This is a genomic window from Erythrobacter sp. GH1-10, from assembly GCF_045363165.1.
Taxonomy (GTDB): domain Bacteria; phylum Pseudomonadota; class Alphaproteobacteria; order Sphingomonadales; family Sphingomonadaceae; genus Erythrobacter.
Window position 1 is genome coordinate 404149 of record NZ_JBJFLP010000001.1, and the last position, 23253, is coordinate 427401.

Here is a 23253-nt window from a genome sequence, read left to right on the forward strand (position 1 = left end):
TATTGAGAAAGCCACCGCCGCCGCGCCAGTTTTTTCGAGATCGTAATGGGATTTGAGACATGAAAATCGCAATGGTTGGCTCGGGCTATGTCGGCCTCGTCTCGGGCGCTTGCTTCGCCGATTTCGGCCACGACGTGGTCTGCATCGACAAGGATCAGAGCAAGATCGACCGCCTGCACGACGGAATCATGCCGATCTACGAACCGGGGCTCGATGCGCTGGTCGAAAGCAATGTGAAGGCCGGACGCCTCAGCTTCACGACGTCGCTTGCCGAAGGAATCAAGGACGCCAATGCGATCTTCATCGCTGTCGGCACGCCGAGCCGCCGGGGCGATGGACACGCGGATTTGTCGTTCGTCTATGCCGTGGCGAAGGAAGTGGGCGAAAATCTCGCCAATGACGCTGTGGTTGTCACCAAATCGACCGTCCCTGTCGGCACCGGCGACGAAGTCGAGCGGATCATCGCCGACACCGGAACGAGCCATAAGGTCTCGGTGGTCTCCAACCCCGAATTCCTGCGTGAAGGTGCGGCGATCGCCGATTTCAAGCGCCCCGACCGCATCGTGATCGGGGCCGAGGACGATTTTGGCCGCGAGATCATGCGCGAAGTCTATCGCCCGCTGTTCCTCAACGAATCGCCGATCCTGTTCACTTCACGTCGCACCAGCGAGCTGATCAAATACGCCGCCAACGCGTTCCTCGCGACCAAGATCACTTTCATCAACGAGATGGCCGACCTGTGCGAAAAGGTCGGCGCGGACGTGCAGGACGTGTCGCGCGGGATCGGGATGGACGGACGCATCGGCGCGAAATTCCTCCACGCCGGGCCCGGCTATGGCGGCTCGTGCTTCCCCAAGGATACGCTCGCGCTGCTCAAGACCGCCGAGGATTACGACAGCCCGACGCGAATCGTCGAAGCGGTGGTCAAGGTCAACGAAAGCCGCAAGCGCGCGATGGGTCGCAAGGTTGTCGACGCACTCGGCGGCATGGAAGCCGCGCGCGGCAAGAAGGTCGCGCTGCTGGGCCTGACCTTCAAGCCCAACACCGACGATATGCGCGACAGCCCGGCGATCGCGGTCGCACAAACATTGCACGATGCCGGAGTCGAGGTTGCCGCCTACGATCCCGAAGGCATGGAACTCGCAAAGCCGCTGATGCCATTCGTGACCATGTGCGGCGATCCCTACGAAGCGATCGAAGGTGCCGATGCAACCGTGATCGTGACCGAGTGGGACGCCTTCCGCGCGCTCGACCTTGCCAAGGTCAAGACGACGGCGAAGGCTCCGGTGCTGGTCGACCTGCGCAACATCTACCTGCCCGAAGACGTTCGCGCGCAGGGCTTCGAATATTCTAGCATCGGCCGGGTGTGATCAGTTGTGCTACGACAGTGCAATATCCGGTGCGTCGGGCTGCTTCATCCCGACCGTGTGATAGCCCGCATCGACGTGATGGGTTTCGCCGGTAACGCCGGATGACAAATCGGACAGGAAATAGAGCCCCGATCCGCCGACATCGTCGATCGTGATCGTCCGACGCAGTGGTGCGTTCAGCTCGTTCCATTTGAGGATATAGCGGAAATCGCCGATCCCGCTCGCCGCCAGGGTCTTGACCGGTCCGGCGCTGATCGCGTTGACGCGGATGCCCTGCGGCCCGAGATCATTGGCGAGATATTTCACGCTGGTTTCCAGCGCCGCCTTGGCAACGCCCATCACATTGTAATGCGGCATCACCTTTTCGGCACCGTAATAAGTAAGCGTGAGGATCGAACCGCCATTCGGCATCATCTCCGCCGCGCGCTTGGTCACGGCGACGAACGAATAGGCCGAGATGTTCATCGTCATCAGGAAGTTGTCGAGACTGGTGTCGACATATTTCCCGCGCAGCTCGTTCTTGTCGGAAAAGCCGATCGCGTGGACGACGAAGTCGATCGTGTCCCAGCGCTCCTTGAGCGTGGCAAAGGCGGTATCGAGCGAGGCCATGTCGGATACGTCGCATTCGAAGGTAAAATCGCTGCCCAGCTGTTCGGCCAGCGGTTTCACGCGCTTCGCGAGCGCCTCGCCCTGATAGGAAAACGCCAGATCCGCTCCGTGTTCGGCCAGCTGTTTGGCAATGCCCCAAGCCAGCGACTTGTCATTCGCAAGCCCCATGATCAGCCCGCGTTTGCCTTTCATCAGAGCGCTCATACGCCATTCTCCTCATTTGTCTCGCCGCTGAAGTCCAGATCATCCCGCGCTTCCTCGGGGTTCTCGTCGGCTTCCGGCTCCGCCAACGCAGCGTTCAATTCCGCCCCGACAACCAGCCCGAGCCCGACGAGCCAGAAAAAGAACAGGGCGATCATGATCCCGGCAAGGCTGCCATAGGTCAGGTTGTAGGTGAAGAACTGGCGCAGCACCATCGGCAACGCGCCGGTGACGCCGAGCCACCACAGCGCGGTGAACAGCGCGCCGGGCCACTTGGGATAGGCTTTGGCGCGGTATTCGCCGGGAGTCAGGGTGTAGAATAGCAGGTAGAGCGAAAGCGTGACACCGAACACCGGTACGATCCGCGACAGCCGCAGGGTGTTGATCGCTGCCGATAGTTGTGGAAGCTGAGCGTCGATAACCTGCTGCGCGGTCCCGATGACGACCTGCGCCAGGAGCGATGCCATCAGCAAGACGACCGCCGCGAGGATCAGCCCCGCCGAAAGCAGCCGGTATTTCCAGAATGCATGCGCCGCCTTGGTGCCATAGGCGCGGCGTAGGATATCGCGGATTGTCTCGATCAGGCTCGATACGGTCCACAGCCCGACCGCCGCCCCGAGCCAGAGCAGCCAGCCTTCGCGGGCGAGCATCACGTCCTCGGCTACCGGTTCGATCACGCGCGAAACGGTGGGCGGCATCGTGAGCAACACTGCGCCGACGATCTCGGTCGCGCGCTCGCGGCCGCCGACCAGTTCGAACGCTGCGGCCCCGAGGATGAAGAACGGGAAGATCGCCAGCATGGAAAGATAGGCCAGGTTGCCGGCATGGATGAAACCATCGTTGTATGTGCCGTAGGCGGTCCGCTTGAGCACTTCGAACGTGCGCGTGCCGGGCCCGACCGGACCGGCAATTACCGCCAGCAACGCGCGCCAGCGCGGAAGCTTGCGCGGTGCGGCAGGGTCCGAGACCAGCCCAAATCGCGCCGCTTCGTCGCTCTCGTGACGGTGCCTGCGCGCTTCGGGGGAGAGCGAGCGCACTTCGCGCTCGTTCGGTGGGGGAAGGTTCGTCGGAACGACCATTCAGCGGTACGGTCCGGCCACTATAGGCCGAACTTCTCGCGCGGCCTTGCGGTGTCGACCCAGTCGCCGAGCCGTTCGTCGAGCGCTTCGAGATCGTCGGGGAGCTGGATCTCAAGAGTGACGAGCTGGTCGCCGCGTTCGGGCTTGCCGTCCTTCGTCTTGCCGCCCTTTTTCGTCCAGCCCTTGCCCGCGAGCCGCATCACCGTGCCGCCATTGGTGCCCGGCTTGATCGTCAGCATCACCGGACCATCGACGGTGGGGCATTTGACCTTTGCGCCGCGCACAGCCTCGTCGAGCGTGATCGGCAGATCCATGCGGATGTTATCGCCATCACGCCTGAAGAAGGGGTGGGTGCCAACTTCGACGACGACGATCCCGTCGCCGTGGCCGCCCGGTCCGGGATGGCCCTTGTCCTTGAGCCGCATCTGCGTGCCGTCTTCGACCCCGCCGGGAAGCTTCAGGTTGATTGCCTTGCCGTCGGCCAGCGTGATGCGCTGATCGCGGCCCGAGGCGGCATCGACGAAGGGCACGGCCAGCCGGTACTGGATGTCGGCGCCGCGCTTCTTGGGCGGCGGGGGTGGACGCTGACCAAAGCCGCGCCTGCCGCCATTGCCCGAAGCGCGCGTGCGACCGCCACCGAACAGCCCTTCGAACAGGTCGCCGAGATCCATTTCCTCCGCCGAAAAGCCGCCGAACTCGGGATCGCGGAAACCGCCGCCCGGCCTTCCGCCGGGATGTCCGCCGCGGCCGAACCCGCCGCCCATCCCTGCGAACGGATTGAGCGGATTACCCTCGGCATCGATCTCGCCGCGATCGAACTGCGCGCGTTTGTCCTTGTCCGACAAGAGATCATAGGCCTTGGTGGCGTCCGAGAACTTCTCGGCCGCCTGCGGATTGTCCTTGTTGCGGTCCGGGTGCAGCTCCTTGGCGAGCTTACGATAAGCGCTCTTGATGTCCTTTTCGGACGCATTGCGCGCAACACCCAGGGTTTTGTAAGGATCGCCCATCGCGTGTTAGCTAGGTGAGACAGTGCGCGCGCGCAAGCGGGCATGCGCTTTTTGGGTGCATCTGCAGTTAACCAAGACGCCGCTTTCCTCAGCGCCGCCAGACGTCTAACCAGAGCCGATGACCCGACCTACCGATCTCGACGCCGCGCAACTCGCCGACAGCACCATCCCCGAGGGAGCGGACCCTTTCGCGCTGTTCGACGAATGGTTCGAAGCCGCCAAAGCAAGCGAGCCGAACGATCCCAATGCCATGGCGCTGGCGACCGCCACGCCCGGCGGAGCTCCGTCGGTCCGGATGGTGCTGCTCAAGGGCCATGGGGCGGAGGAAGGCGGTTTCACGTTCTTCACCAATGCCGGCAGCCGCAAGGGCGGGGAAATCCGCGCCAACATGCAGGCTGCGCTGCTGTTCCACTGGAAGAGCCTGCGCCGCCAGATCCGCATCGAGGGTCCGCTGGTCGAAGTCTCGCCCCAGCGCGCCGATGCCTATTTCCATTCGCGCCCCTACAAGAGCCAGGTCGGCAGCGCGGCAAGCGACCAGTCGCGCCCGCTCGAGCGGCGGCAGGACTATATCGACCGGGTGAAGGCGCTGTGGGAAGAGCACGAAGAGGCGGGCGAAGTGCCCCGCCCGCCGCATTGGACAGGTTTCACTTTGCGGCCCGAAAGAATCGAATTCTGGATGGATCGCGACAACCGGCTACACGACCGGCGTCTGTTCACCCTGGAGGGTGCCGGCGACGCGCTGGGGTGGACCGATACGCTGCTATATCCTTGAGGCCGAACCCATGACGAAAACCATTCCCTATTGGCATGTCGATGCCTTCGCGAGCGCACCTTTCGGCGGCAACCAGGCGGCGGTCCTGGTGCTCGACGAGTGGCTGCCCGACGATGTGCTGCAGGCCATCGGCGAGGAGAACAACTTCGCCGAAACCGCCTTCGTCGTGCGCGATGAAAGCGGTGGGGCGGACTGGGAATTGCGGTGGTTCACCCCGACCGACGAGGTCGCCCTGTGCGGCCATGCGACGCTCGCGAGCGGGCATGTGTTGCTGACGCGCGACGGCGGGGAGCGGGTTACTTTCCGCACCCGCAAAGCGGGCGTGCTCGAAGTGGTGCGCAAGGGTGACGCCTATGAACTGGCGCTGCCGATCACGAGAGTCGAACCATCGTCGCAGCCGGACCTGCTCGCCGCACTCGGATTCCGGGGGGAGACTTTCCTTTCCTATGAAGGCGCCGAGCAGACTGCGATCGTGCTGATGAAGGACGAGGACGAGATACGCGCGCTTGCGCCGGACATGACGGCACTGGGAAAGATCGACCTGATGGCGATCTGCACTGCACCGGGCGACGATCACGATGCCGTAAGCCGGGTGTTCGTCCCCGCCTGGGGCGTCCCCGAAGACAGCGTCACCGGTTCGGCGCACGCTGCTCTCGCTCCGTTCTGGTCGGAGCGTCTGGGCAAGTCAGAGATGACGGCGCACCAGGCGAGTGCAAGGGGCGGCGACCTGACGATGCGGCTCGAAGGCGACCGCGCATGGCTCGGCGGGCCGTGCGTGACGGTGGTCGAGGGTTCGTTCTACCTGACCGGATAAAGCGCCAGCACGTCGGCGGCTTCCTGCAACATCGGCGGGCGCTCTGCCGAGGCGGATTGGCCGAGCCGTACCAGCGTCAGGCGCTGCTCGGGTGAGACCAGCACATACTGGCCCATGTGTCCGATCAGCGAAAACAGGCTGTGCGGCGCGCGGTCGGGGAATAGCGGGTGCCGTTCCTCCGCGCCCTTCGATCCGAACGGACGGTTGAGCCATGTCTGGAACCCGTATTGCTCTGCCGTGGGGCTCGGCGTGGTCATCGCCTCGATCCAGCGGCTCGGCACCAGCTGCTCGCCCGCCGGGGAGCGCCCGCCGCGCCGCATGAACTCGCCGAATTTCGCCCAGTCGCGCGCGGTTGCGTGCATGAAGCTTCCGCCGATCAGCGTTCCCGAGGCGTCGTATTCGAGCACCATCGAATCCATGCCGAGAGGGTCGAACAGCCGTTCGTGCAGAAAGCTATCGACCGCCGCGCGGCGCGCATCGGGATCTTCACTCGAAGTCAGCGCGCGCGCTGCCAGATCGGCGAGGATGACTGTGGTGTTGGACGAGTACTCGAATTCCGCTCCCGGCTCTGCTTCCAGCGGCTGCTCCTTTGCCCAGCGCGCCATGTCGTCGCGCCCGTCGAGAAACAGCATGCGAGTCCTCAATGTGTCGTAGGGTGGATCGCCATCTTCCGAGTGACGCAATCCGCTGCGCATCTGGAGCAGGTGCCGGAGGGTGATCTCGGCGCGCGGATCGCCGGGACGTTGCCACATCGCAATCGGCGCAGGGTCGTCCAGCGCGAGTTTTCCGTCGGCGACGAGCATGCCGATCATCACGGCTGTCACGGTCTTGGCCACCGACCAACTCAGGAAGCGCGTGTCCTTATCGTAGCCTGTCCCGTAGCGTTCGGCGGCCAGTTCGCCATCGGCCATCAGCACCAAAGCGCGGGTTTCGCCGAGACCCTCCTTGGTGAACAACTCGTCCACGGCGCGCGCAAGCTGGTCCTTCGGCGCGCCAGCCCTGTCGGTCACGGCGGCGAGTGCCTCGTCTGTCAGCGGGGCCGGGACATTGGGCAGTGCGCCTCCACAGCCGCCGAGGGCAACGGCAAGAGCAGCGGGCGCGGCGAAACGGAGATACGGGATGCGATCCATGATTGCGCTCTCAATTGCGCGAGGATAGGCCAAGCGCAATGGCAAAATCATCCGCTCGTCGCACTTCATCCCGTATCGGTCTGTGGCTCCTGCTTCTCGTCGTAATCGGCGCAGGGGCGGCGCTCTATTCCTACCGGGAGCCGATCACCGGCTATGCCGAAGTCGGCACCGCCTATGGCGCGCGGGTGACTTGCTCGTGCCGCTTCGTCGCGGGGCGCAGCATGGAAGATTGCGAGAAGGACAAGCTCGACGGGATGGAGCTTGTCACTTTGGTCGACGATGTCGAGGCCAGGAGCGTGACCGCCCGTTTCCCGCTCGTCACCAGCACCACCGCGACTTATCGCGAGGGCTATGGCTGCGTGCTGGAGAAGTGGGAGGGCTGATCAGGCCGACACGTTGTCGAGAAACCAGCGATAGGCATCGGCGATGCCTTCCTCGAGGCCGATGGTCGGTTTCCAGCCCATCGCCGCGATTTTCGACCCGTCCATCAGCTTGCGCGGCGTACCATCGGGCTTCGACGTGTCGCGCTCGATCGCGCCTTCGAATCCCACCACCTTGCACACCGTCTCGACCAGTTCGTTGATCGTGAGATCGGTCCCCGAGCCGAGATTGACGTGCTCCTCGCCCGAATAGTTCTCGAGCAGGAACAGGCACCCGGCGGCAAGGTCGTCGACATGCAGGAATTCGCGGCGCGGTGTCCCGCTTCCCCAGATCGTGATGCTGTCGGCGCCCTCAAGCTTGGCCTCGTGCGCCTTGCGGATCAGGGCGGGGAGGACGTGCGAGGATTGCAGGTCGAAATTGTCGCCGGGACCATAGAGATTGGTCGGCATCGCGCTGATGAAGTCGCGGCCATACTGGCGGCGATAGGCCTGGCACAGCTTGATCCCCGCGATCTTGGCGATCGCATACCATTCATTGGTAGGCTCGAGCGGGCCGGTCAGCAGCGCGTCCTCGGGGATCGGCTGGGGTGCCAGTTTGGGATAGATGCAGGAGGAACCCAGGAACAGCAGCTTGCCGACATCGGTGCGGTGCGAGGCTTCGATCAGGTTCGCCTCGATCATCAGATTGTCGTAGAGAAACTCGGCAGGATAACTGTCATTGGCAAGGATCCCGCCAACTTTGGCCGCCGCAACGATCACGACATCGGGGCGGTTGGCCCCGAACCATTCGCGCACCGCCGCCTGTTCGCGCAGATCGACTTCGCGCGGGGCGGTGAGCACTTCGATTCCGCGCGATTCGAGCTGACGGACGATCGCGCCGCCCACCATGCCGCGATGCCCGGCGACATATACCCGCTTGCCCGAAAGGTCGTACATCGGCTGCGCCCTAGGCCGCGCCTTCGCTCTGCGCAACAGAGTGAGTGCTATCGATCCAACCGCCGCCTACGACGCGCTCCCCGGCATAGATCACTGCCGCCTGTCCGGGCGCGACCCCGTATTCGGGCGTCGTGAAGCGGATGCGGGTGGTCGCACCGTCACCCAGCGGACCTTCGAGAGTGACCGGCACCGGCTTCGCCAGGCTGCGGACCTTGGCGGTGAGCGGTTCGTCGCCCAGTTCGCCGATGCGGTTGGTCTCGATCACCTCAGCGCTTTCGACCGCCAGCAGCCGCCTGGGGCCGACGCGGACTTCGCGCGCCGCTGCGTCGAGGCCGATGACGTAGAGCGGTTCGGGCTGGCCGCCGATCTCGAGGCCCTTTCGCTGCCCGACCGTGTAGTGGACGATGCCCTTGTGCTCGCCGAGCACATCGCCGGTTTCGGCATGGACGATCGCGCCAGGCACCCCGCCTTCGGGGCGCATCTTGGTGACGATCTTGGCGTAATTGCCGTCAGGGACGAAGCAGATGTCCTGACTGTCGGGCTTCATCGCGTTGCGCAGGCTCGCCACCTCGGCAAGCTCGCGTACCTTGGTCTTGGGCAGGCCGCCGAGCGGGAAGCGAATGTAATCCAGCTGTTCCTGCGTGGTCGCATAAAGGAAGTAGGACTGGTCGCGGGTCGGATCGAGCGCGCGGTACAAATGCGCGCCGTCCCGGGTTTCGACCCGGCGGACATAATGCCCGGTCGCAAGGCAATCTGCGCCGAGCTCGCGCGCCATGCGGAACAGGTCGGTGAACTTCGGCCCCATATTGCAGCGGATGCAGGGGACCGGCGTGCGGCCGGCGAGATATTCGTCGGCGAACTGCTCGACCACATCTTCGCGAAATGCGCTTTCGTGGTCGAACACGTAATGCGCGATTCCGAGTCGGTCGGCGACCGCGCGCGCATCGGCGATGTCGTCGCCCGCGCAGCACGCGCCCTTGCGTCCGGTTGCGGCGCCGTAGTCGTAGAGCTGGAGGGTGATGCCGATTACTTCCGCGCCGGTGTCGTGCGCCAGCGCGGCCACGACTGACGAATCGACCCCGCCACTCATCGCGACCACGATGCGGCAATCCTTCGCCGGGCGCGGAAGGTCGAACAAAGCGGCGGTATCGAGCCCGAAGGTAGGGCTGGCCGTGGAAGATGTCAGCGTGTCCATGGGATGCGGGGCCATATAGTCCGATGCCGGCGGTTTCGCCAGTACCCTGCGAAACGGCGCTTCTGCGCCCCCGAAAGGTTTCGCGAACCCTGCATTTCCGGGCCGGGCTATCCCTAACATCGGGTAAATGACCGTTTTACCGGTTCTTGACGACCTCGCCCTATAGCCGAGTGCATGTTCGAGAAGGCCATACCCACAATTCGCGAGTTCGGCGCTGAAGGATTTGCCGATCTCGGCGACGGCGAGTTGCTGATCGGCAATGCCGAAGCTGCGCCCGCGCAGGGTGGTGGTGCGTTGCGCGCGCTCGAGTGGAACGAGGTGACCGCGCGCCTCAACGCTGCGCGCGACCTGCGGCTGCTTATGCGGCGCGATTCACGCCTGAACATCGATGGCGGTGCGGCCAGCTTCGGCGATGCCGCAGCAACCTATTTCCGGGCGCTCGAAACAGAGGAACGACCCGTTAACCTTGATGCTTTAGAGCAGGGCAAAGCTTCGAGTGGCATAGCCAGTCAGGCGACTGGCGACGCCGCACAAAGCGATGCGAGAGACGATTGATGATTGAAAACCAGGACATCCGCCCGGCACAAGTGATCGGCCCGCTCGGCGAGCCGCTGACGCTTGATGACCTTCCTTCGCCCAACACGAAGCGCTGGGTCGTCCGCCGCAAGGCCGAAGTGGTCGCTGCGGTGAATGGCGGTTTGCTGACTATCGACGAGGTGCTCGAGCGTTACAGCCTGACGCTCGAGGAATTCGCCTCCTGGCAACGTGCGGTCGACCGGTCGGGCATGCAGGGCCTGCGCGTCACCCGCATCCAGCACTATCGCGACCTTTACGAGCGCCAGCTCAAATACTGACGCGCCCGGGCGCTTTCACAAAATCGAATAAATCGGGCACCGCAGCTTCAAACTGCGGCGCTTTTGCTTTAGCCCTATCCGCCTGTTCGCGTTGGGATCTGCGCAAGAGAATGCGCAGCGCGCGGGCCAAGGGGAGAAAACCAAATGTCTGCAATCCTCGGATTTATCTGGTTCATCATCATGGGCGGGATCATCGGATGGCTCGCCAGCCTCGTGATGAATCGCGATGCTCAGATGGGCAAGTTCTGGAACGTCGTGGTCGGGATCGTCGGATCGTTCATCGGCAATTCGGTGTTCTCGTTCGTTCTCGGTAGCGGAACGATCGGCGGCTGGCCGCCCGATATCATGGGCATCATTTCCGCGTTGATCGGCGCCGTGGTGCTGCTGGGCGTGCTGAATCTCATCCAGCGCGGCAAGGTTCGCTGATCGGCCGAACCAAGCTCCCGGGATCTTGAAAACGTCATGGGGCGGTGCGGGTGCGATCCCGCGCCGCCCCTTTCAAATCCGGGAGCAAACATTTCGCGCTCGCCCTTCGTCTAGGCTCAAAGTCGTCAGTCGAAGCCCGGATTGCGCCCGCAAAAGAGCGCGCCTAAGACCTATTGCACTTGGTGACTTATATCGGTAATACACTTCACCGTGCGCAGGGGGTAAGCCAATCCGGCGCTTCAGACTGCCCTGCAAGAGGCGAACGGCAATGAATTACGAGACTACAATCCAGGCAGAGGCAGCCGACAGCGTGCCCGCCGATATCGCGACTTCGGGTCGCGAGCCGATGTCGGGCAGGACCCGAACGATCCTGATTGGCGGGATAATCCTGTTCGCTCTGCTGCTTGCCATCGCTGCCTATTTCGCCTTCGCCGGAGGGTCCCCGGCAGGTCCGGGCGATGACAATGAGCAGGCGCCGGTGGTGACCGTGATCGCTCCCGGTACGACCACCATCAACGGGGTGATCGAGGTGCCTGGCACACTTGCCGCGCGGCGCGAAATGCCGGTCGGCGTGGTCGGCGAGGGTGGCCGTGTGGTCGCCGTAACCGTCGATGCCGGCGACTGGGTCGGGCAAGGCCAGGTCCTCGCCGTGATCGATCGGTCGGTCCAGAACCAACAGGCGGCGGCGCAGGCAGCGCAGATCGAAGTCGCAAAGGCCGACGCGCAGCTTGCCCAGGCCAATCTCGATCGCGCGCTGCAGCTCGTGGAGCGCGGCTTCGTATCGAAGGCCGATGTCGACCGCCTGACCGCGACGCGCGATTCCGCTGTCGCCCGTGTAAGGGTTGCCGAAGCGCAGCTCGCGGAACTTCGTGCCCGCAACGCACGGCTCAGTGTCGTCGCCCCCGCCTCCGGCTACGTCCTCGAGCGTAACGTCGAGCCCGGTCAGACCGTCAGCGGCGGCACGTCCGCGCTGTTCCTGATCGCTCGCGGCGGCGAGATGGAAATGCTCGCACAGGTGGGCGAGACCCAGCTCGCGAGGCTATCGCAGGGTGTCCGCGCGACTGTCATACCGACCGGTACGGATAAGAGCTTCGAAGGTCAGGTATGGCAGCTTTCACCGGTGATCGATCCGCAGAGCCGCCAGGGCACCGCGCGTATCGCCTTGTCCTACGCTCCCGAACTACGCCCCGGCGGTTTCGCTACCGCCAGGATCAACAGCGGCACGCTGACCGCGACAGTGCTGCCCGAAAGCGCGGTTCTGGCCGACGAAGACGGCAGTTTCGTTTACGTCGTGAGCGAGGACAACAAGGCGACCCGCCGCGCCGTGACCACCGGCATGGTGACGCCGCAGGGCATCGCAATCACCGATGGCCTGTCGGGCAATGAACAGATCGTGCTGCGCGCGGGCGGCTTCCTCAACCCCGGCGAGACGGTGAAGCCACGCCGCGAAGGCGCAGAACCGCAAGCCGAAGCATCCGAAACCGCATCCGCCCGTAACTGAGAGTAACCGCGCAGACAGGCGCCCGACGCATACAACAGGCAGAATTCCATGAATTTCAGAAATATTTCGGCCTGGTCGATCCGCAATCCGGTGATTCCGCTGGTGTTCTTCACCGCGCTGCTATTCGCCGGGATCGTCAGCTTCATGCGCATGGACGTCACCAATAATCCCGACGTCGAATTCCCTGCGGTCATCGTCAACATTTCGCAGCCGGGCGCGGCTCCGACCGAAATCGAGAACCAGATCACCCAACGGGTCGAAAGCGCGCTTCGCTCGATCAATGGTGTGAACTCGATCCAGTCGACCGCGAGCGAAGGCAACTCGCAGACCTTCGTCGAATTCGAAGTCGGCACCGACATCATCGAAGCGGTCAACGAAGTTGAAACCGCAATCGCCAGCGTGCGAGGAAGCCTGCCCGACGGAATCCTCGAACCGCGCGTGCAAAAGGTCAACGTGGCCGGGGACGCGATCGGCTATATCGCGGTCGAGGCCGACGACATGACGATCGAACAGCTCAGCTGGTTCATTGACGACACCGTTTCCAAGCGGCTCCTGAAAATCGAAGGGATGGCCGAAGTCGGGCGGTTCGGCGGCGTCGACCGCGAGATCGAGGTGATCCTCGACCCGGCCAAGATGCAGGCGCTTGGCGTTACCGCGTCGCAGATCAACCAGGTCCTGCGGGTGTCGAACATCAACGCCGCCGGTGGCCTCGCCGAAGTCGGGGGCACTCGCCAGTCGCTTCGCGTGCTCGGTAACGATGACAGTGCTTACGAGCTCTCGCAGCGCCAGATCCAGCTGGGCGGCGGGCGCACGATCCGTCTCGCCGATGTCGCAACCGTCCGCGATGGATTTGCCGAGCGAACCTCGATCAGCGAGATCGGCGACCGCGAAGTCGTCAATTTCTACATGAATCGAGCGCGCGGCGCTTCGGACCTCGCAGTGTACGAGGCCGCACTCGCAGAGATGGACAAGATCGAGGAGGAAACCGACGGGATCCGCTTCGTGAAGATGTTCACCAGCACGACCTACACCGACAGCCAGTACAAGAGCTCGATCGAGGCGCTGGTCGAGGGTGCGCTGCTTGCAGTGGTGATCGTGTTTCTGTTCCTGCGCGACTGGCGCGCCACCTTCATCAGCGCGGTTGCGATCCCGCTCTCGGCTATCCCGACCTTCTGGTTCATGGATCTGCTCGGGTTCAACCTCAACTTCCTCTCGCTGCTCGCGCTCGGTCTCGTTGCCGGGGTTCTGGTCGATGACGCGATCGTGGAGATCGAGAACATCGTCAGACACATGCGCATGGGCAAGACAGCCTATCAGGCGAGTATCGATGCCGCCGACGAGATCGGCTTGCCGGTCGTCGCGACCAGCTTCTGTATCGTCGCGGTGTTCCTGCCGGTCGGCCTGATGCCGGGCATTTCCGGCCAGTTCTTCCAGAACTTCGGCCTCACCGTGGTGGTCGCGGTGCTGATGTCGCTCGCCGTGGCGCGCATGATAACGCCGTTGATGGCGGCCTATTTCCTGTCCGCGAAAGGCCACGCCAAGCACGGCGAAGGTCCGATGATGGACCGTTACATGGCGGTGCTCGGATGGACGCTCAACCGCGGCAAGCTGAATGCCCGGCGTGAGGGATTGCCCGGTCCACGCTCGCGTTTCCTCTATGTGATTTCGATGCTGCTCGTCGTTTTTGCGCTTCTGGGCGCGACGGGTTTCGCCATGTTTGGCGCTTCCGGTGTCATCGGGCAGTTCGATATACCCCAGCGGGCCGGCGAAGCGATTTCGAGCGATTCCAACAGCACGTCGTTCTTCCTGATGTCGAAGATTTTCGACATTGTCATTCTGCTGTTCGTTTCGATCATCGCCTTTGTCGCAGGCTGGGCACTCTTCAAGATCATAGAGCTGCTCACGAAAATCGGCGGTCGTTTCGGTCAATCGGCAAAGTATCTGACCGCGCGCTTTTACGATCACCGTGTCTGGATGCTCGGTGTCGGCTGGTTCTCGCTGCTGGTCACGATCCTGCTGTTCGGGCAGATCCCGCCCGCGTTCCAGCCCACGATCGACGACGAAAATTCGGCAGTCGAGATCGAGATGGTGCCTGGCACCACGCTCGAGACGACCAAGGTGGTTTCGGACCGGGTTTACGCAATTCTTGAGGGCGAGCCCGAAGTCGAGCGCATGATGCAGCGCATCCGGGTCGGCAACTCGACGATCTTCGTCAAGCTCAAGGACGATCGCGAACGCACATCGATCGAGTTCGAGCGCGAGCTCGCTCCTGTGCTCGCGAACATTCCCGACGCCCGAGTGCGCTTCCGTTCGCAGAGCGGCGGCTTCGGCTCGGGTCGCGACCTCACCATCATGCTGGCCGGCTCCAATCCGCAACTGCTGGACGAGACGGCAGCTACGCTGGTCGAGCAGATGAAGGGCATCGACAAGATCGTCGCCCCGCGCATCAGCGCCGACCTCAACCGCCCCGAGATCATCATCACCCCGCGCGAGGAGATCGCTGCCGAGCTAGGCGTTACCACGGCCTCGCTGAGCCAGACGATCCGCATCGCGACGCTTGGCGAGATCGAACAGAACGCGGCGCGCTTCTCGCTTTCGGACCGGCAGATCCCGATCAGGGTGAAGCTGTCCGAGGATGCGCGCAGCGACATGACCACGATCGAGAACCTGCCGGTGCAGACTTCGAGCGGCGGCACCGTGCCTCTCAGCCGCGTGGCCGAAATCAGCTTCGGCTCGGGCCCGACCGCGATCCAGCGCTACAACCAGAATCGCCGCGTGCTTGTGGGGGCGGACCTCGCCTCGGGCGTGATCAAAGGCGAGGCGCAGGCCGAGATCGACCAGCTTCCGATCCTCCAGAACCTGCCCACCGGCGTGATCCGCGACGTGGTGGGCGAGGACCAGTGGCAGCAGGAGCTGATCCAGAACCTGATCATCGCCATCATCGCTGGCGTGCTGCTGGTTTTTGCCTGCCTGGTGCTGCTCTACAAGCGATTGATGAGCCCGCTGGTCAACATGACCTCGCTCGCGCTCGCACCGCTGGGCGGAATCCTTTTGATCTGGCTGGTAGGCATGGCGCAATCGATGCCGGTTTACATCGGTATCCTGCTGCTGCTCGGGATCGTCTCGAAGAACTCGATCCTGCTGATCGACTTCGCGATCGAGGAAATGGCCAGAGGAACGCGCAAGCTGGATGCCATCATGGAGGCCGGGCACAAGCGTGCGCAGCCGATCGTGATGACGACGGTGGCGATGACGGCGGGCATGGTCCCGACCGCGATCTCGCTTTCCGGCGACGGCGCGTGGCGCCAGCCGATGGGCATCGTCGTGATCGGCGGGCTGATCATGTCCACGCTGCTGACGCTCATCATCGTGCCGGCGGGCTTCAGCCTTGCCGACGGGTTCGAACGGCGCATCGGCCCGTGGCTGCGCGAGCGGATGCTCACCTACAAGCCGGGCGACGACAGCAAGCCGCATTCGCCGCCCGAACGCGATCCCTCTCCCGACGTGCCGTTTCCCGGAGGTCCTTCCGGTGCTGCGGTTCCGGCAACGCGGCTTCCTCCCGGCGCCGAACCTGCGGAGTGAACCTGTTAGGGTGACGTCGCACTTTTTTTCGGGCAGATAGGGCGCGTATGGCTTCGGCGCGTCCTGTTCCATTGACGTTTGGCGGTGAGCCGCTGTCCGCCGATCGCGCGCGGCGGATGCGCTGGACCGCCACCGGACTGCTGGCCGTGATGGCGGTGCTGTTCATCACCACTCATGGCCTTCTCGGCGCACACCCCGCATGGGGCTATGTCAACGCCTTCGCCGAGGCGGCGATGGTCGGCGGCCTTGCGGACTGGTTCGCGGTGACGGCGCTGTTCCGCCACCCGCTCGGATTGCCGATCCCGCACACCGCGATCATCCCCGAGAACAAGGATCGCATTGCCGACACCATGGCGCAGTTCCTGCGCGAGAACTTCCTTACGCCCGCGGTGGTCGCGCGCCGCATGTCGGGCATGAATGTCGCGCGGGCGGTGGGAGATTTCCTCGTCGCCAGCCCGGACAAGGGCGAAGAAGACACCCGCTCGCGGATCACCGCTGGCGCGGCGGAGCTGATGGCCGAAGTGCTCGAATCGCTCGATCCCGACCGGCTCGGCAACCAGGTGCGCTCGGGGCTTGCCGGGCAACTCTCCAAACTCGATATCTCCCCGCTCGCAGGGCGGATGCTCGAAAACGCGATGGCCGATCGCCGCCACCTGCCGCTGATCGACGGCATCATCCGCTGGTCCGGGCTCACGCTCGAGGACAACGAGGAGATGGTGAAGGACATCATCCATCGCCGCGCCAATGCCGTGCTGCGCTGGACCGGGCTCGACGAGCGGATTTCCGCCAGCGTGCTCGACGGGCTCTACAAGTTGCTCGCCGAAGTGCTGGTCGACCCCGACCATCCGCTGCGCTCCAAGATCGAGGAAGGGCTCCAGAAGCTGGCGCACGATCTCCAGCACGACGCGGCGACGCGCGAGCGGGTGGAAGAAATGAAGCGCGACCTGCTCGAAAACCCGGCGGTGGCCGAATGGTGGATGGCGGTGTGGGAACGCATTCGCCTATCGCTGATCCGCCGCGCGCGCGAAGCCGATACCGGGCTGGGAATGGAAATGCGCAAAGGATTGGCCGACCTTGGCGAGGCTCTCAAACAGGACGAGCGGCTCCAGACCCAGATCAACCGCTTTGCCCGCCGCACCGCCGTGGGCGTCGCCACCCGTTACGGGTCGGAGATCGTCACGCTGGTATCGGAAACGGTAAAGCGCTGGGATGCGACCACGATCACCGGCCGGATCGAAAGCGCGGTCGGCCGCGACCTGCAGTTCATCCGCATCAACGGCACGCTGGTGGGCGGGCTCGTCGGCATGACGCTGCATTTCATCACGACGTTCTTGTGATGGCCGCCGTCAGCCGATCCGGTAGGTGATCGACGTCGCGTAGTAGGATGGAAAAGCAGTTCCTTGCGCATCGAGTGCAGGTTCGAAGTCGGCATCCATCATTACGCGGCAGGCAGGTGACTCAAGCCGCTCGGCGATGGTCGCTTCGTCGATCACGCAGTCGGTTACGCGTCCGTTCTCGTCGATCATCACGCGCATTCGGAATATTCCTTGCTCGCCGCGATTGAGTGCAGAAGTGGGATAGGCTCGCCCAATGCGCGCGGCGATGCTTTTCTCATTCTTCCACTTGGGCAGTCGCGTTGCTGTCTCGTGTTTCTCCGCATCGAGGCCCCACTCCTGCAGCAGGTCTTTTGTGCACTGGTTCAGAACCGCGAAGGCCTCGCCGAGTGGCCCCGTATCCAGCCGCACCTCTTTCCCCCGCTGGCGCAGCCAGACGAATTCAACCTCGTCCGCGAGACTGGTATCGAGGCGCGGCAGTGAAGCATCCTCCTCGTCGCTATAGTCGGTGCCGGAGGACAGGCTGACCGAAGAGTAGATCATTGCGGCGCCGAATGTCTCCGTGTCGCCCTTGAAGGGTTCGGTCCTGAAGGCTTCCTGCCCGGAATAGAACTTGAGTCTCGTATCCATCCGGCTACGCCAGCGCTTGAAGCTGGGCCCCGATACGGTGAGGCCGAGACGGGAGCTCGGCCAGTATTGCTCGAAGAACAGCAGATGACGATCTTCACCTTCCCCGAAAACCCGCGCCAGCCGGCACTTGTTCGGAGCGAAATCGACGTTCCAGTTGCTGCTGGGGGCGATCCCCGCAGGCTCTTGTGCAGCCAGCCCAGTGGGCGGGCTGAGGGTGCCGGATACGGCCAGGGCGATTGCGACATTTGCGATTCTGGTGCGACCCATGATCGGAGTTTCCCCTTAAGAGTATGCTGGGTGCAAGGTGGCTCTCAGTTGATGCGATACGTGACCCGGGTTGAGTAGGTTCCCCACACCGGATTTCCGTCACCATCCCTTGCAGGATTGAACCGTGAATATCGCATCATTGCGAGGCAGGCTGCGTCATTGAATCCCGCGGGACCGGTGTATTCTCTCACCTCGCAAAAGGTTGCGCGCCCTTCAGGGTTGATCTGAACGCGCACCCCGACCGTTCCTTGCGCCATCTCCCTTAGCAGATAGGCCGGGTAATTGGCCTGGATCTGGGGTGCCCAAGCGGCAGCGTCGCGCGCGCTCGCCCCTTGAGCCTTGTCGCCTTCCCCCGAAGAGACGTTGGGCCGCTTTCCAGGAAGCGTTTCCGCGCACTGTTCGAGCTGCGCCATCATGGAGCCGAGACCGCCGGATTTCAGCGACACTTTCTGGACCAAGGCACCGGAAAGCTCGATCGCCTCCACTTCATCATATCTGCGTGACAGGATTTCGGGTGCGAGGCCGTCGGCATCGGTCGCCGTAAGATCGACGGTTTCCTCCTGGCCTTCGGCAATGGGCTCCGGATCGTGCGAAATAGCCGATACGCCGAACAGGGTCAGAACTGGGCGGCCCTTGCTCGATGTGCTGCGGACGAAGCCTCGGGAGATCGGGTCGCCCGGACGGAACGCCAGCGAGACGCGCGTACCGTATGGACTGCGGAACGGGCGACCGATGACGGTCATGTTGATGAAGCGTCCCGCTCCGGCCTTCTCGATCCACAGCGTAACGGCATCCTCGCCATCGCCGAATGTGCGGATCATCCGGGATTTGTCGTCATAGTCGCGCAACCGCCATTCCGAGGCGGGCTCGAGCTCGAGCGTTGCTGCGCTTACAGGCGCAGCCATCATGGCAACGCCGGAAAGACAAAGAAGAACCAGTGCGCGACCCATAAACAAGACCTCCGCCGGGCACGGTAGCGCGGCGGAGGCTGAGTTCAACCCGTTTCAGTCGGGATTACAATGCGTTCGTCAATTCCGGAACCGCATTGTAGAGGTCTGCGACGAGGCCGATATCGGCGACCTGGAAGATCGGTGCGTCTTCGTCCTTGTTGATCGCGATGATGACCTTGGAATCCTTCATCCCGGCAAGGTGCTGGATCGCGCCCGAGATGCCGATCGCGATATAGACTTCCGGAGCGACGATCTTGCCGGTCTGTCCGACTTGATAGTCGTTCGGCACATAGCCGGCATCGACCGCCGCGCGCGAGGCACCGATGGCCGCGCCGAGCTTGTCGGCGAGCGGATTGATGACCTGTTCGAAGGTTTCCGCATCCTTGAGCGCACGGCCACCCGAAACGATGACCTTCGCGCTGGTCAGTTCCGGACGGTCGCCGCCATCGGCGACGTCGCGGCTGACGAAGCTCGAAATTCCCGCATCGCCCGGTCCGGAAACATCTTCCACCGAAGCCGAGCCGCCTTCGGGAGCGGCCTTTTCGAACGCGGTGCCGCGCACGGTGATGACCAGCTTGGGGTCGCTCGACTGGACGGTCGCGATCGCGTTGCCGGCATAGATCGGACGGGTGAAGGTCTTGTCGCCTTCGACCGAAAGGATGTCCGAGATCTGCATCACGTCGAGAAGCGCGGCGACGCGCGGCGCGATGTTCTTGCCGGTGGTGGTGGCCGGGGCAAGGAAGGCGTCGTAGCCGTCCATGATGCCCGCCACGAGCGGCGCGACGTTTTCGGCGAGGAATTCGCCATAGGCGGCGTCATCAGCCTTCAGCACCTTGGAAACGCCCGCGATCTTGGCAGCGGCATCGGCGGCCGAGCCGCAATCGTGGCCGGCGACCAAGGCTGTCACTTCGCCGATCTTGGAGGCGGCGGTGACCACGGCGAGGGTTGCGTCGTTGACGCTCGAATTGTCGTGTTCGACGAGAACCAGAGTGTTCATGTCTTTTCTGTCCTTTCCTGATCCGTGGCTTACGCGATGCCGAGCGCTTTGATCTTTTCGACCAGAGCGGCGACGTCTTCGACCTTTTCACCGGCCTGGCGGACGGGCGGTTCGGAAACGTTGGTGGTTGTGAGGCGCGGCGCGATGTCGACGCCGTAATCGGCGGGCGTTTTGGTATCGAGCGGCTTCTTCTTGGCCTTCATGATGTTGGGCAGCGAAGCGTAGCGCGGCTCGTTGAGGCGCAGGTCGGTGGTGACGATGGCGGGCATCGTCAGCTTGACGGTTTCCAGTCCGCCGTCGATCTCACGCTTGACGGAGACGCTGTCGCCATCGACCTCGACGGTGTTTGCGAAGGTGCCCTGGGGACGACCCATGAGGGCGGCGAGCATCTGGCCGGTCTGGTTGCTGTCGTCGCTGATGGACTGCTTGCCGAGCATCACGATGCCGGGCCCCTCTTCGTCGGCGATCGCCTTGAGGATCTTGGCGACCGCAAGCGGTTCGACATCGACGCCGTCTTCGACTTCGACGAGGATCGCGCGGTCGGCGCCCATGGCGAGCGCGGTGCGCAGCGTTTCCTGCGCCTTGGCCGGGCCGATCGACACGGCGACGATTTCTTCGGCCTTGCCCGCTTCCTTGATCCGGATCGCTTCTTCGACCGCGATCTCGTCGAACGGGTTCATGCTCATCTTGACGTTGGCAAGGTCCACGCCCGAGCCATCCGCCTTGACGCGCGGCTTCACGTTGTAATCGATCACCCGTTTGACGGGCACGAGGATCTTCATGCGATTTTCCTTTCCCTTTGGCGTCCCCCGCATCGGGCGCAGGGAACGACGAATCTCTTGCACCGCGGCCTAGCTTGCGTTTACGTAAACGTCAAGTTGACCGGTCTCTCGTACGATCAACGATTGCCATGCCGTGCCTGTTCCGATCGCGCTAGGTGAATTTGCCTTCGCGCGCTACATTTCACAGCCAAGGGAGGATGCCATGCGCCTATTTCTCGTCGCCACGCTTGCTGCCATATCGATGCAGTCCATGCCGGTGTCCGCGCAGGAAACGCGGATCGGGGAAGAGGGTTTCGAGTCGCCTTCGGCCACGATCGCGCAAATGCAATGGCTGGTCGGGCAATGGTCGGGTGACGGCATCGGTGGCGCGCCAGCGATGGAAAGCTGGCTCCCGCCCACCGGCAACACGATGGTCGGTACATTCGTCCAACGGACGGCAGACGGCGCGATCCAGTTCACCGAGCATCTCTACCTGATGGAGGAGGAGGGCACGCTCGTGTTGCGCCTGAAGCACTTCAACGCCGACCTCACCGGCTGGGAGGAGAAGGACAAGATGCTGACCTTCCGCCTCGTCGCGATCGAACCATGCGCCGCCTATTTCAACGCGCTCACCCTGCGCTGTGCGGACCCGGACAAGCCGGGCGAGGGGCTGGTGGCAGCGGTGCGGATGACAAGCGGCGGCGAACTGTTGTTCCGCTTCGAACCCGCGGCCAGCAATTGATCAGTCAGGCCGCCTGTCCCATTCTGCGTAGCTGCCCGCCAGTTCCCTGAACTTCTCGGCGTCCGGCGACTGATCGAACCCATGCGGCGCTCCCGAAATGGCGCCGGGCAGCTTCTCGGCGAGGAAAACGTCGACGAAGGGAGGAAACTTCGCTGCATCTTCTAGCATTGGGGTTCGGATGTTGACCATTCCCTCGAGACTCTCGGGAATGGTATAAATCCAGCTAAGGCACTTACTACAAAAATAATGTCGAGTAGGGCCTTTGAGGCCACCCAGCACCGTCTCACCCGAGATTTTCGAAAATCGGTAGTCCTGATAAAGCGCACTCAGCGAAAACGCCCCCGAGGTCATCCGCTGGCAGCCCTTGCAGTGGCATGCCATCGTCAGGATCGGAGAGCCCGCAATTTCGAATGCTACAGCACCACAGCGACATTCTCCCGAGTGCATTGCCATCTCAGGCCGCTTGTTTCACCTCGGCCACGATCTTTCGCGCCGCGTCTCCCAGGTCGTCTGCACTAACGATCGGCAGGCCCGAATTGTCGAGAATTTCCTTGCCCTTGGCGACGTTGGTACCCTCGAGACGGACCACCAGCGGCACAGATAGGTTCACTTCCTTCGCCGCCTGAACGATCCCGTCGGCAATCACGTCACACTTCATGATCCCGCCGAAGATATTGACAAGAATGCCCTCGACCGCCGGGTCCTTGAGGATGATCTTGAACGCTGCAGTCACCTTCTCGGTGGTTGCGCCGCCCCCGACATCGAGGAAGTTGGCCGGGAACGCGCCGTTCAGCTTGATGATGTCCATCGTCGCCATCGCAAGGCCCGCGCCGTTGACCATGCAGCCGATATTGCCGTCGAGCTTGATATAGGCGAGGTCGTATTCGCTCGCCTCGACTTCGGCCGGATCCTCCTCGGTCTCGTCGCGCATTTCTTCGATTGCCGGGTGCCGATAGAGTGCGTTCGAATCGAAGCTCATCTTGGCGTCGAGCACCAGCAGCTTGCCGTCCTCGGTTTCGACCAGCGGGTTGATTTCCAGCATCGAGCTGTCGGTCGCGACGAAGGCTTCGTAGAGCTGCTTGGCAAGCTTCTGAGCCTGCTTGTTGAGATCGCCCGAAAGCTTGAGGCCGAATGCCACCGCACGGCCGTGATGCGGCATGAAGCCCTGCGCCGGGTCGATGGTGATGGTGGTGATCTTTTCGGGCGTGTCGTGCGCGACCGCCTCGATGTCCATCCCGCCTTCGGTCGAGACGACCATGGCCACGCGGCCGGTGGCGCGGTCCACCAGCAGCGAGAAGTAATATTCCTTGGCGATGTCGACACCATCGGTGACGTAGAGGCGATTGACCTGCTTGCCTTCCTCACCGGTCTGCACCGTCACCAGCGTGTTGCCGAGCATTTCGCGCGCATTGGTCTCGACTTCCGAAACCGACTTGGCGAGCCTCACGCCGCCCTTGGCGTCTTCGGGGAGCTCCTTGAACTTGCCTTTGCCGCGGCCACCGGCGTGGATCTGCGCCTTTACGACATATAGCGGCCCGGGCAGCTTCTTCGCGGCTTCGACGGCTTCCTCGACCGAAAGCGCGGCGTGGCCGTCCGGCACGGCGATTCCGTGTTCCTTGAGCAGTTCCTTGGCCTGATATTCGTGGACGTTCATGTCGGCGTGATCCCTTGGTCTGTTCGCGTGACTGGCCCCTCGTGCGAGAGACTCGTTTGCAG

23 protein-coding genes are annotated in these 23253 nt (G+C 63.2%); 11 read left to right on the forward strand and 12 right to left on the reverse strand.

The features are described 5' to 3' along the window. The first annotated feature begins 59 nt into the window (after positions 1 to 59). Positions 60 to 1370 (forward strand): UDP-glucose dehydrogenase family protein, encoded by a 1311-nt coding sequence (locus tag ACI5KX_RS02030; protein WP_406809012.1) that lies wholly within the window; start codon positions 60 to 62, stop codon positions 1368 to 1370. 9 nt (positions 1371 to 1379) lie between these two features. Here the strand turns inward: ACI5KX_RS02030 and fabI are convergent, their stop codons facing one another. Genes fabI through ACI5KX_RS02045 form a run of 3 tightly spaced genes read right to left on the reverse strand, consistent with a single transcriptional unit; the run spans position 1380 to position 4266 of the window. Beyond that, positions 1380 to 2183, reverse strand: coding sequence for an enoyl-ACP reductase FabI (gene fabI, locus ACI5KX_RS02035; RefSeq protein ID WP_406809013.1), 804 nt, complete (start codon positions 2181 to 2183; stop codon positions 1380 to 1382). After that, entirely contained in the window at positions 2180 to 3259 is a 1080-nt protein-coding gene (locus tag ACI5KX_RS02040) for a YihY/virulence factor BrkB family protein (RefSeq protein ID WP_406809014.1), read from the reverse strand. Before ACI5KX_RS02040 ends, fabI begins: the two co-directional genes overlap by 4 nt. A 20-nt stretch (positions 3260 to 3279) precedes the next feature. Then, a complete protein-coding gene (locus tag ACI5KX_RS02045; RefSeq protein WP_406809015.1) occupies positions 3280 to 4266 on the reverse strand; it encodes a DnaJ C-terminal domain-containing protein in 987 nt (328 codons plus the stop codon). A 118-nt stretch (positions 4267 to 4384) separates the two neighbouring features. Between ACI5KX_RS02045 and pdxH the strand changes: the two genes are divergently transcribed. Next, positions 4385 to 5038, forward strand: a complete 654-nt coding sequence (gene pdxH / locus ACI5KX_RS02050; RefSeq protein WP_406809016.1) for a pyridoxamine 5'-phosphate oxidase — start codon at positions 4385 to 4387, stop codon at positions 5036 to 5038. Positions 5039 to 5048: 10 nt separating this feature from the next. After that, positions 5049 to 5852, forward strand: coding sequence for a PhzF family phenazine biosynthesis protein (locus ACI5KX_RS02055; protein WP_406809017.1), 804 nt, complete (start codon positions 5049 to 5051; stop codon positions 5850 to 5852). Here ACI5KX_RS02055 and ACI5KX_RS02060 read toward each other — a convergent pair. Beyond that, positions 5837 to 6982: a serine hydrolase domain-containing protein gene (locus ACI5KX_RS02060; protein WP_406809018.1), complete on the reverse strand. Its 1146-nt coding sequence runs from the start codon at positions 6980 to 6982 to the stop codon at positions 5837 to 5839. The two genes, ACI5KX_RS02055 and ACI5KX_RS02060, sit on opposite strands and share 16 nt — an antisense overlap. A 38-nt stretch (positions 6983 to 7020) precedes the next feature. Between ACI5KX_RS02060 and ACI5KX_RS02065 the strand changes: the two genes are divergently transcribed. Then, positions 7021 to 7365: a hypothetical protein gene (locus ACI5KX_RS02065; protein ID WP_406809019.1), complete on the forward strand. Its 345-nt coding sequence runs from the start codon at positions 7021 to 7023 to the stop codon at positions 7363 to 7365. On the opposite strand, the gene ACI5KX_RS02070 is transcribed toward ACI5KX_RS02065, so the two are convergent. Beyond that, a complete protein-coding gene (locus tag ACI5KX_RS02070; RefSeq protein WP_406809020.1) occupies positions 7366 to 8298 on the reverse strand; it encodes a GDP-L-fucose synthase family protein in 933 nt (310 codons plus the stop codon). A gap of 10 nt (positions 8299 to 8308) precedes the next feature. Beyond that, entirely contained in the window at positions 8309 to 9493 is a 1185-nt protein-coding gene (gene mnmA / locus ACI5KX_RS02075; RefSeq protein WP_406811301.1) for a tRNA 2-thiouridine(34) synthase MnmA, read from the reverse strand. 174 nt (positions 9494 to 9667) lie between these two features. Between mnmA and ACI5KX_RS02080 the strand changes: the two genes are divergently transcribed. The 6 genes from ACI5KX_RS02080 to ACI5KX_RS02105 all read left to right on the forward strand — a co-directional run bounded on the left by ACI5KX_RS02080 (position 9668) and on the right by ACI5KX_RS02105 (position 17193). Then, positions 9668 to 10048, forward strand: coding sequence for a hypothetical protein (locus tag ACI5KX_RS02080; protein ID WP_406809021.1), 381 nt, complete (start codon positions 9668 to 9670; stop codon positions 10046 to 10048). Next, the gene (locus ACI5KX_RS02085) at positions 10048 to 10347 is read left to right on the forward strand and encodes a DUF1153 domain-containing protein (RefSeq protein ID WP_406809022.1); all 300 of its coding nucleotides are present in this window, start codon (positions 10048 to 10050) and stop codon (positions 10345 to 10347) included. Before ACI5KX_RS02080 ends, ACI5KX_RS02085 begins: the two co-directional genes overlap by 1 nt. Before the next feature lie 144 nt (positions 10348 to 10491). Next, positions 10492 to 10773: a GlsB/YeaQ/YmgE family stress response membrane protein gene (locus tag ACI5KX_RS02090; protein ID WP_406809023.1), complete on the forward strand. Its 282-nt coding sequence runs from the start codon at positions 10492 to 10494 to the stop codon at positions 10771 to 10773. Positions 10774 to 11041: 268 nt separating this feature from the next. Then, positions 11042 to 12274 (forward strand): efflux RND transporter periplasmic adaptor subunit, encoded by a 1233-nt coding sequence (locus ACI5KX_RS02095; RefSeq protein WP_406809024.1) that lies wholly within the window; start codon positions 11042 to 11044, stop codon positions 12272 to 12274. Between the two features lie 48 nt (positions 12275 to 12322). After that, the gene (locus ACI5KX_RS02100; protein WP_406809025.1) at positions 12323 to 15856 is read left to right on the forward strand and encodes an efflux RND transporter permease subunit; all 3534 of its coding nucleotides are present in this window, start codon (positions 12323 to 12325) and stop codon (positions 15854 to 15856) included. 116 nt (positions 15857 to 15972) lie between these two features. Next, positions 15973 to 17193: a DUF445 domain-containing protein gene (locus ACI5KX_RS02105; RefSeq protein WP_406809026.1), complete on the forward strand. Its 1221-nt coding sequence runs from the start codon at positions 15973 to 15975 to the stop codon at positions 17191 to 17193. 9 nt (positions 17194 to 17202) lie between these two features. Here the strand turns inward: ACI5KX_RS02105 and ACI5KX_RS02110 are convergent, their stop codons facing one another. From ACI5KX_RS02110 to ACI5KX_RS02125, 4 genes are all read right to left on the reverse strand, one after another. Continuing rightward, positions 17203 to 18087 carry a TonB family protein gene (locus ACI5KX_RS02110; RefSeq protein WP_406809027.1) on the reverse strand — a complete coding sequence of 295 codons (885 nt, stop codon included), beginning with the start codon at positions 18085 to 18087 and terminating at the stop codon, positions 17203 to 17205. A 44-nt stretch (positions 18088 to 18131) separates the two neighbouring features. Next, positions 18132 to 19037, reverse strand: coding sequence for an energy transducer TonB (locus tag ACI5KX_RS02115; RefSeq protein WP_406809028.1), 906 nt, complete (start codon positions 19035 to 19037; stop codon positions 18132 to 18134). A 64-nt stretch (positions 19038 to 19101) separates the two neighbouring features. After that, entirely contained in the window at positions 19102 to 20034 is a 933-nt protein-coding gene (locus tag ACI5KX_RS02120) for an electron transfer flavoprotein subunit alpha/FixB family protein (RefSeq protein WP_406809029.1), read from the reverse strand. A 29-nt stretch (positions 20035 to 20063) separates the two neighbouring features. Further along, positions 20064 to 20816, reverse strand: a complete 753-nt coding sequence (locus ACI5KX_RS02125) for an electron transfer flavoprotein subunit beta/FixA family protein (protein WP_406809030.1) — start codon at positions 20814 to 20816, stop codon at positions 20064 to 20066. 202 nt (positions 20817 to 21018) lie between these two features. Between ACI5KX_RS02125 and ACI5KX_RS02130 the strand changes: the two genes are divergently transcribed. Continuing rightward, the gene (locus tag ACI5KX_RS02130; protein ID WP_406809031.1) at positions 21019 to 21537 is read left to right on the forward strand and encodes a DUF6265 family protein; all 519 of its coding nucleotides are present in this window, start codon (positions 21019 to 21021) and stop codon (positions 21535 to 21537) included. On the opposite strand, the gene ACI5KX_RS02135 is transcribed toward ACI5KX_RS02130, so the two are convergent. After that, the gene (locus tag ACI5KX_RS02135; RefSeq protein ID WP_406809032.1) at positions 21538 to 21990 is read right to left on the reverse strand and encodes a GFA family protein; all 453 of its coding nucleotides are present in this window, start codon (positions 21988 to 21990) and stop codon (positions 21538 to 21540) included. A 1-nt stretch (position 21991) separates the two neighbouring features. After that, positions 21992 to 23191 (reverse strand): ADP-forming succinate--CoA ligase subunit beta, encoded by a 1200-nt coding sequence (gene sucC, locus ACI5KX_RS02140; protein ID WP_406809033.1) that lies wholly within the window; start codon positions 23189 to 23191, stop codon positions 21992 to 21994. Between the last annotated feature and the right edge of the window lie 62 nt (positions 23192 to 23253).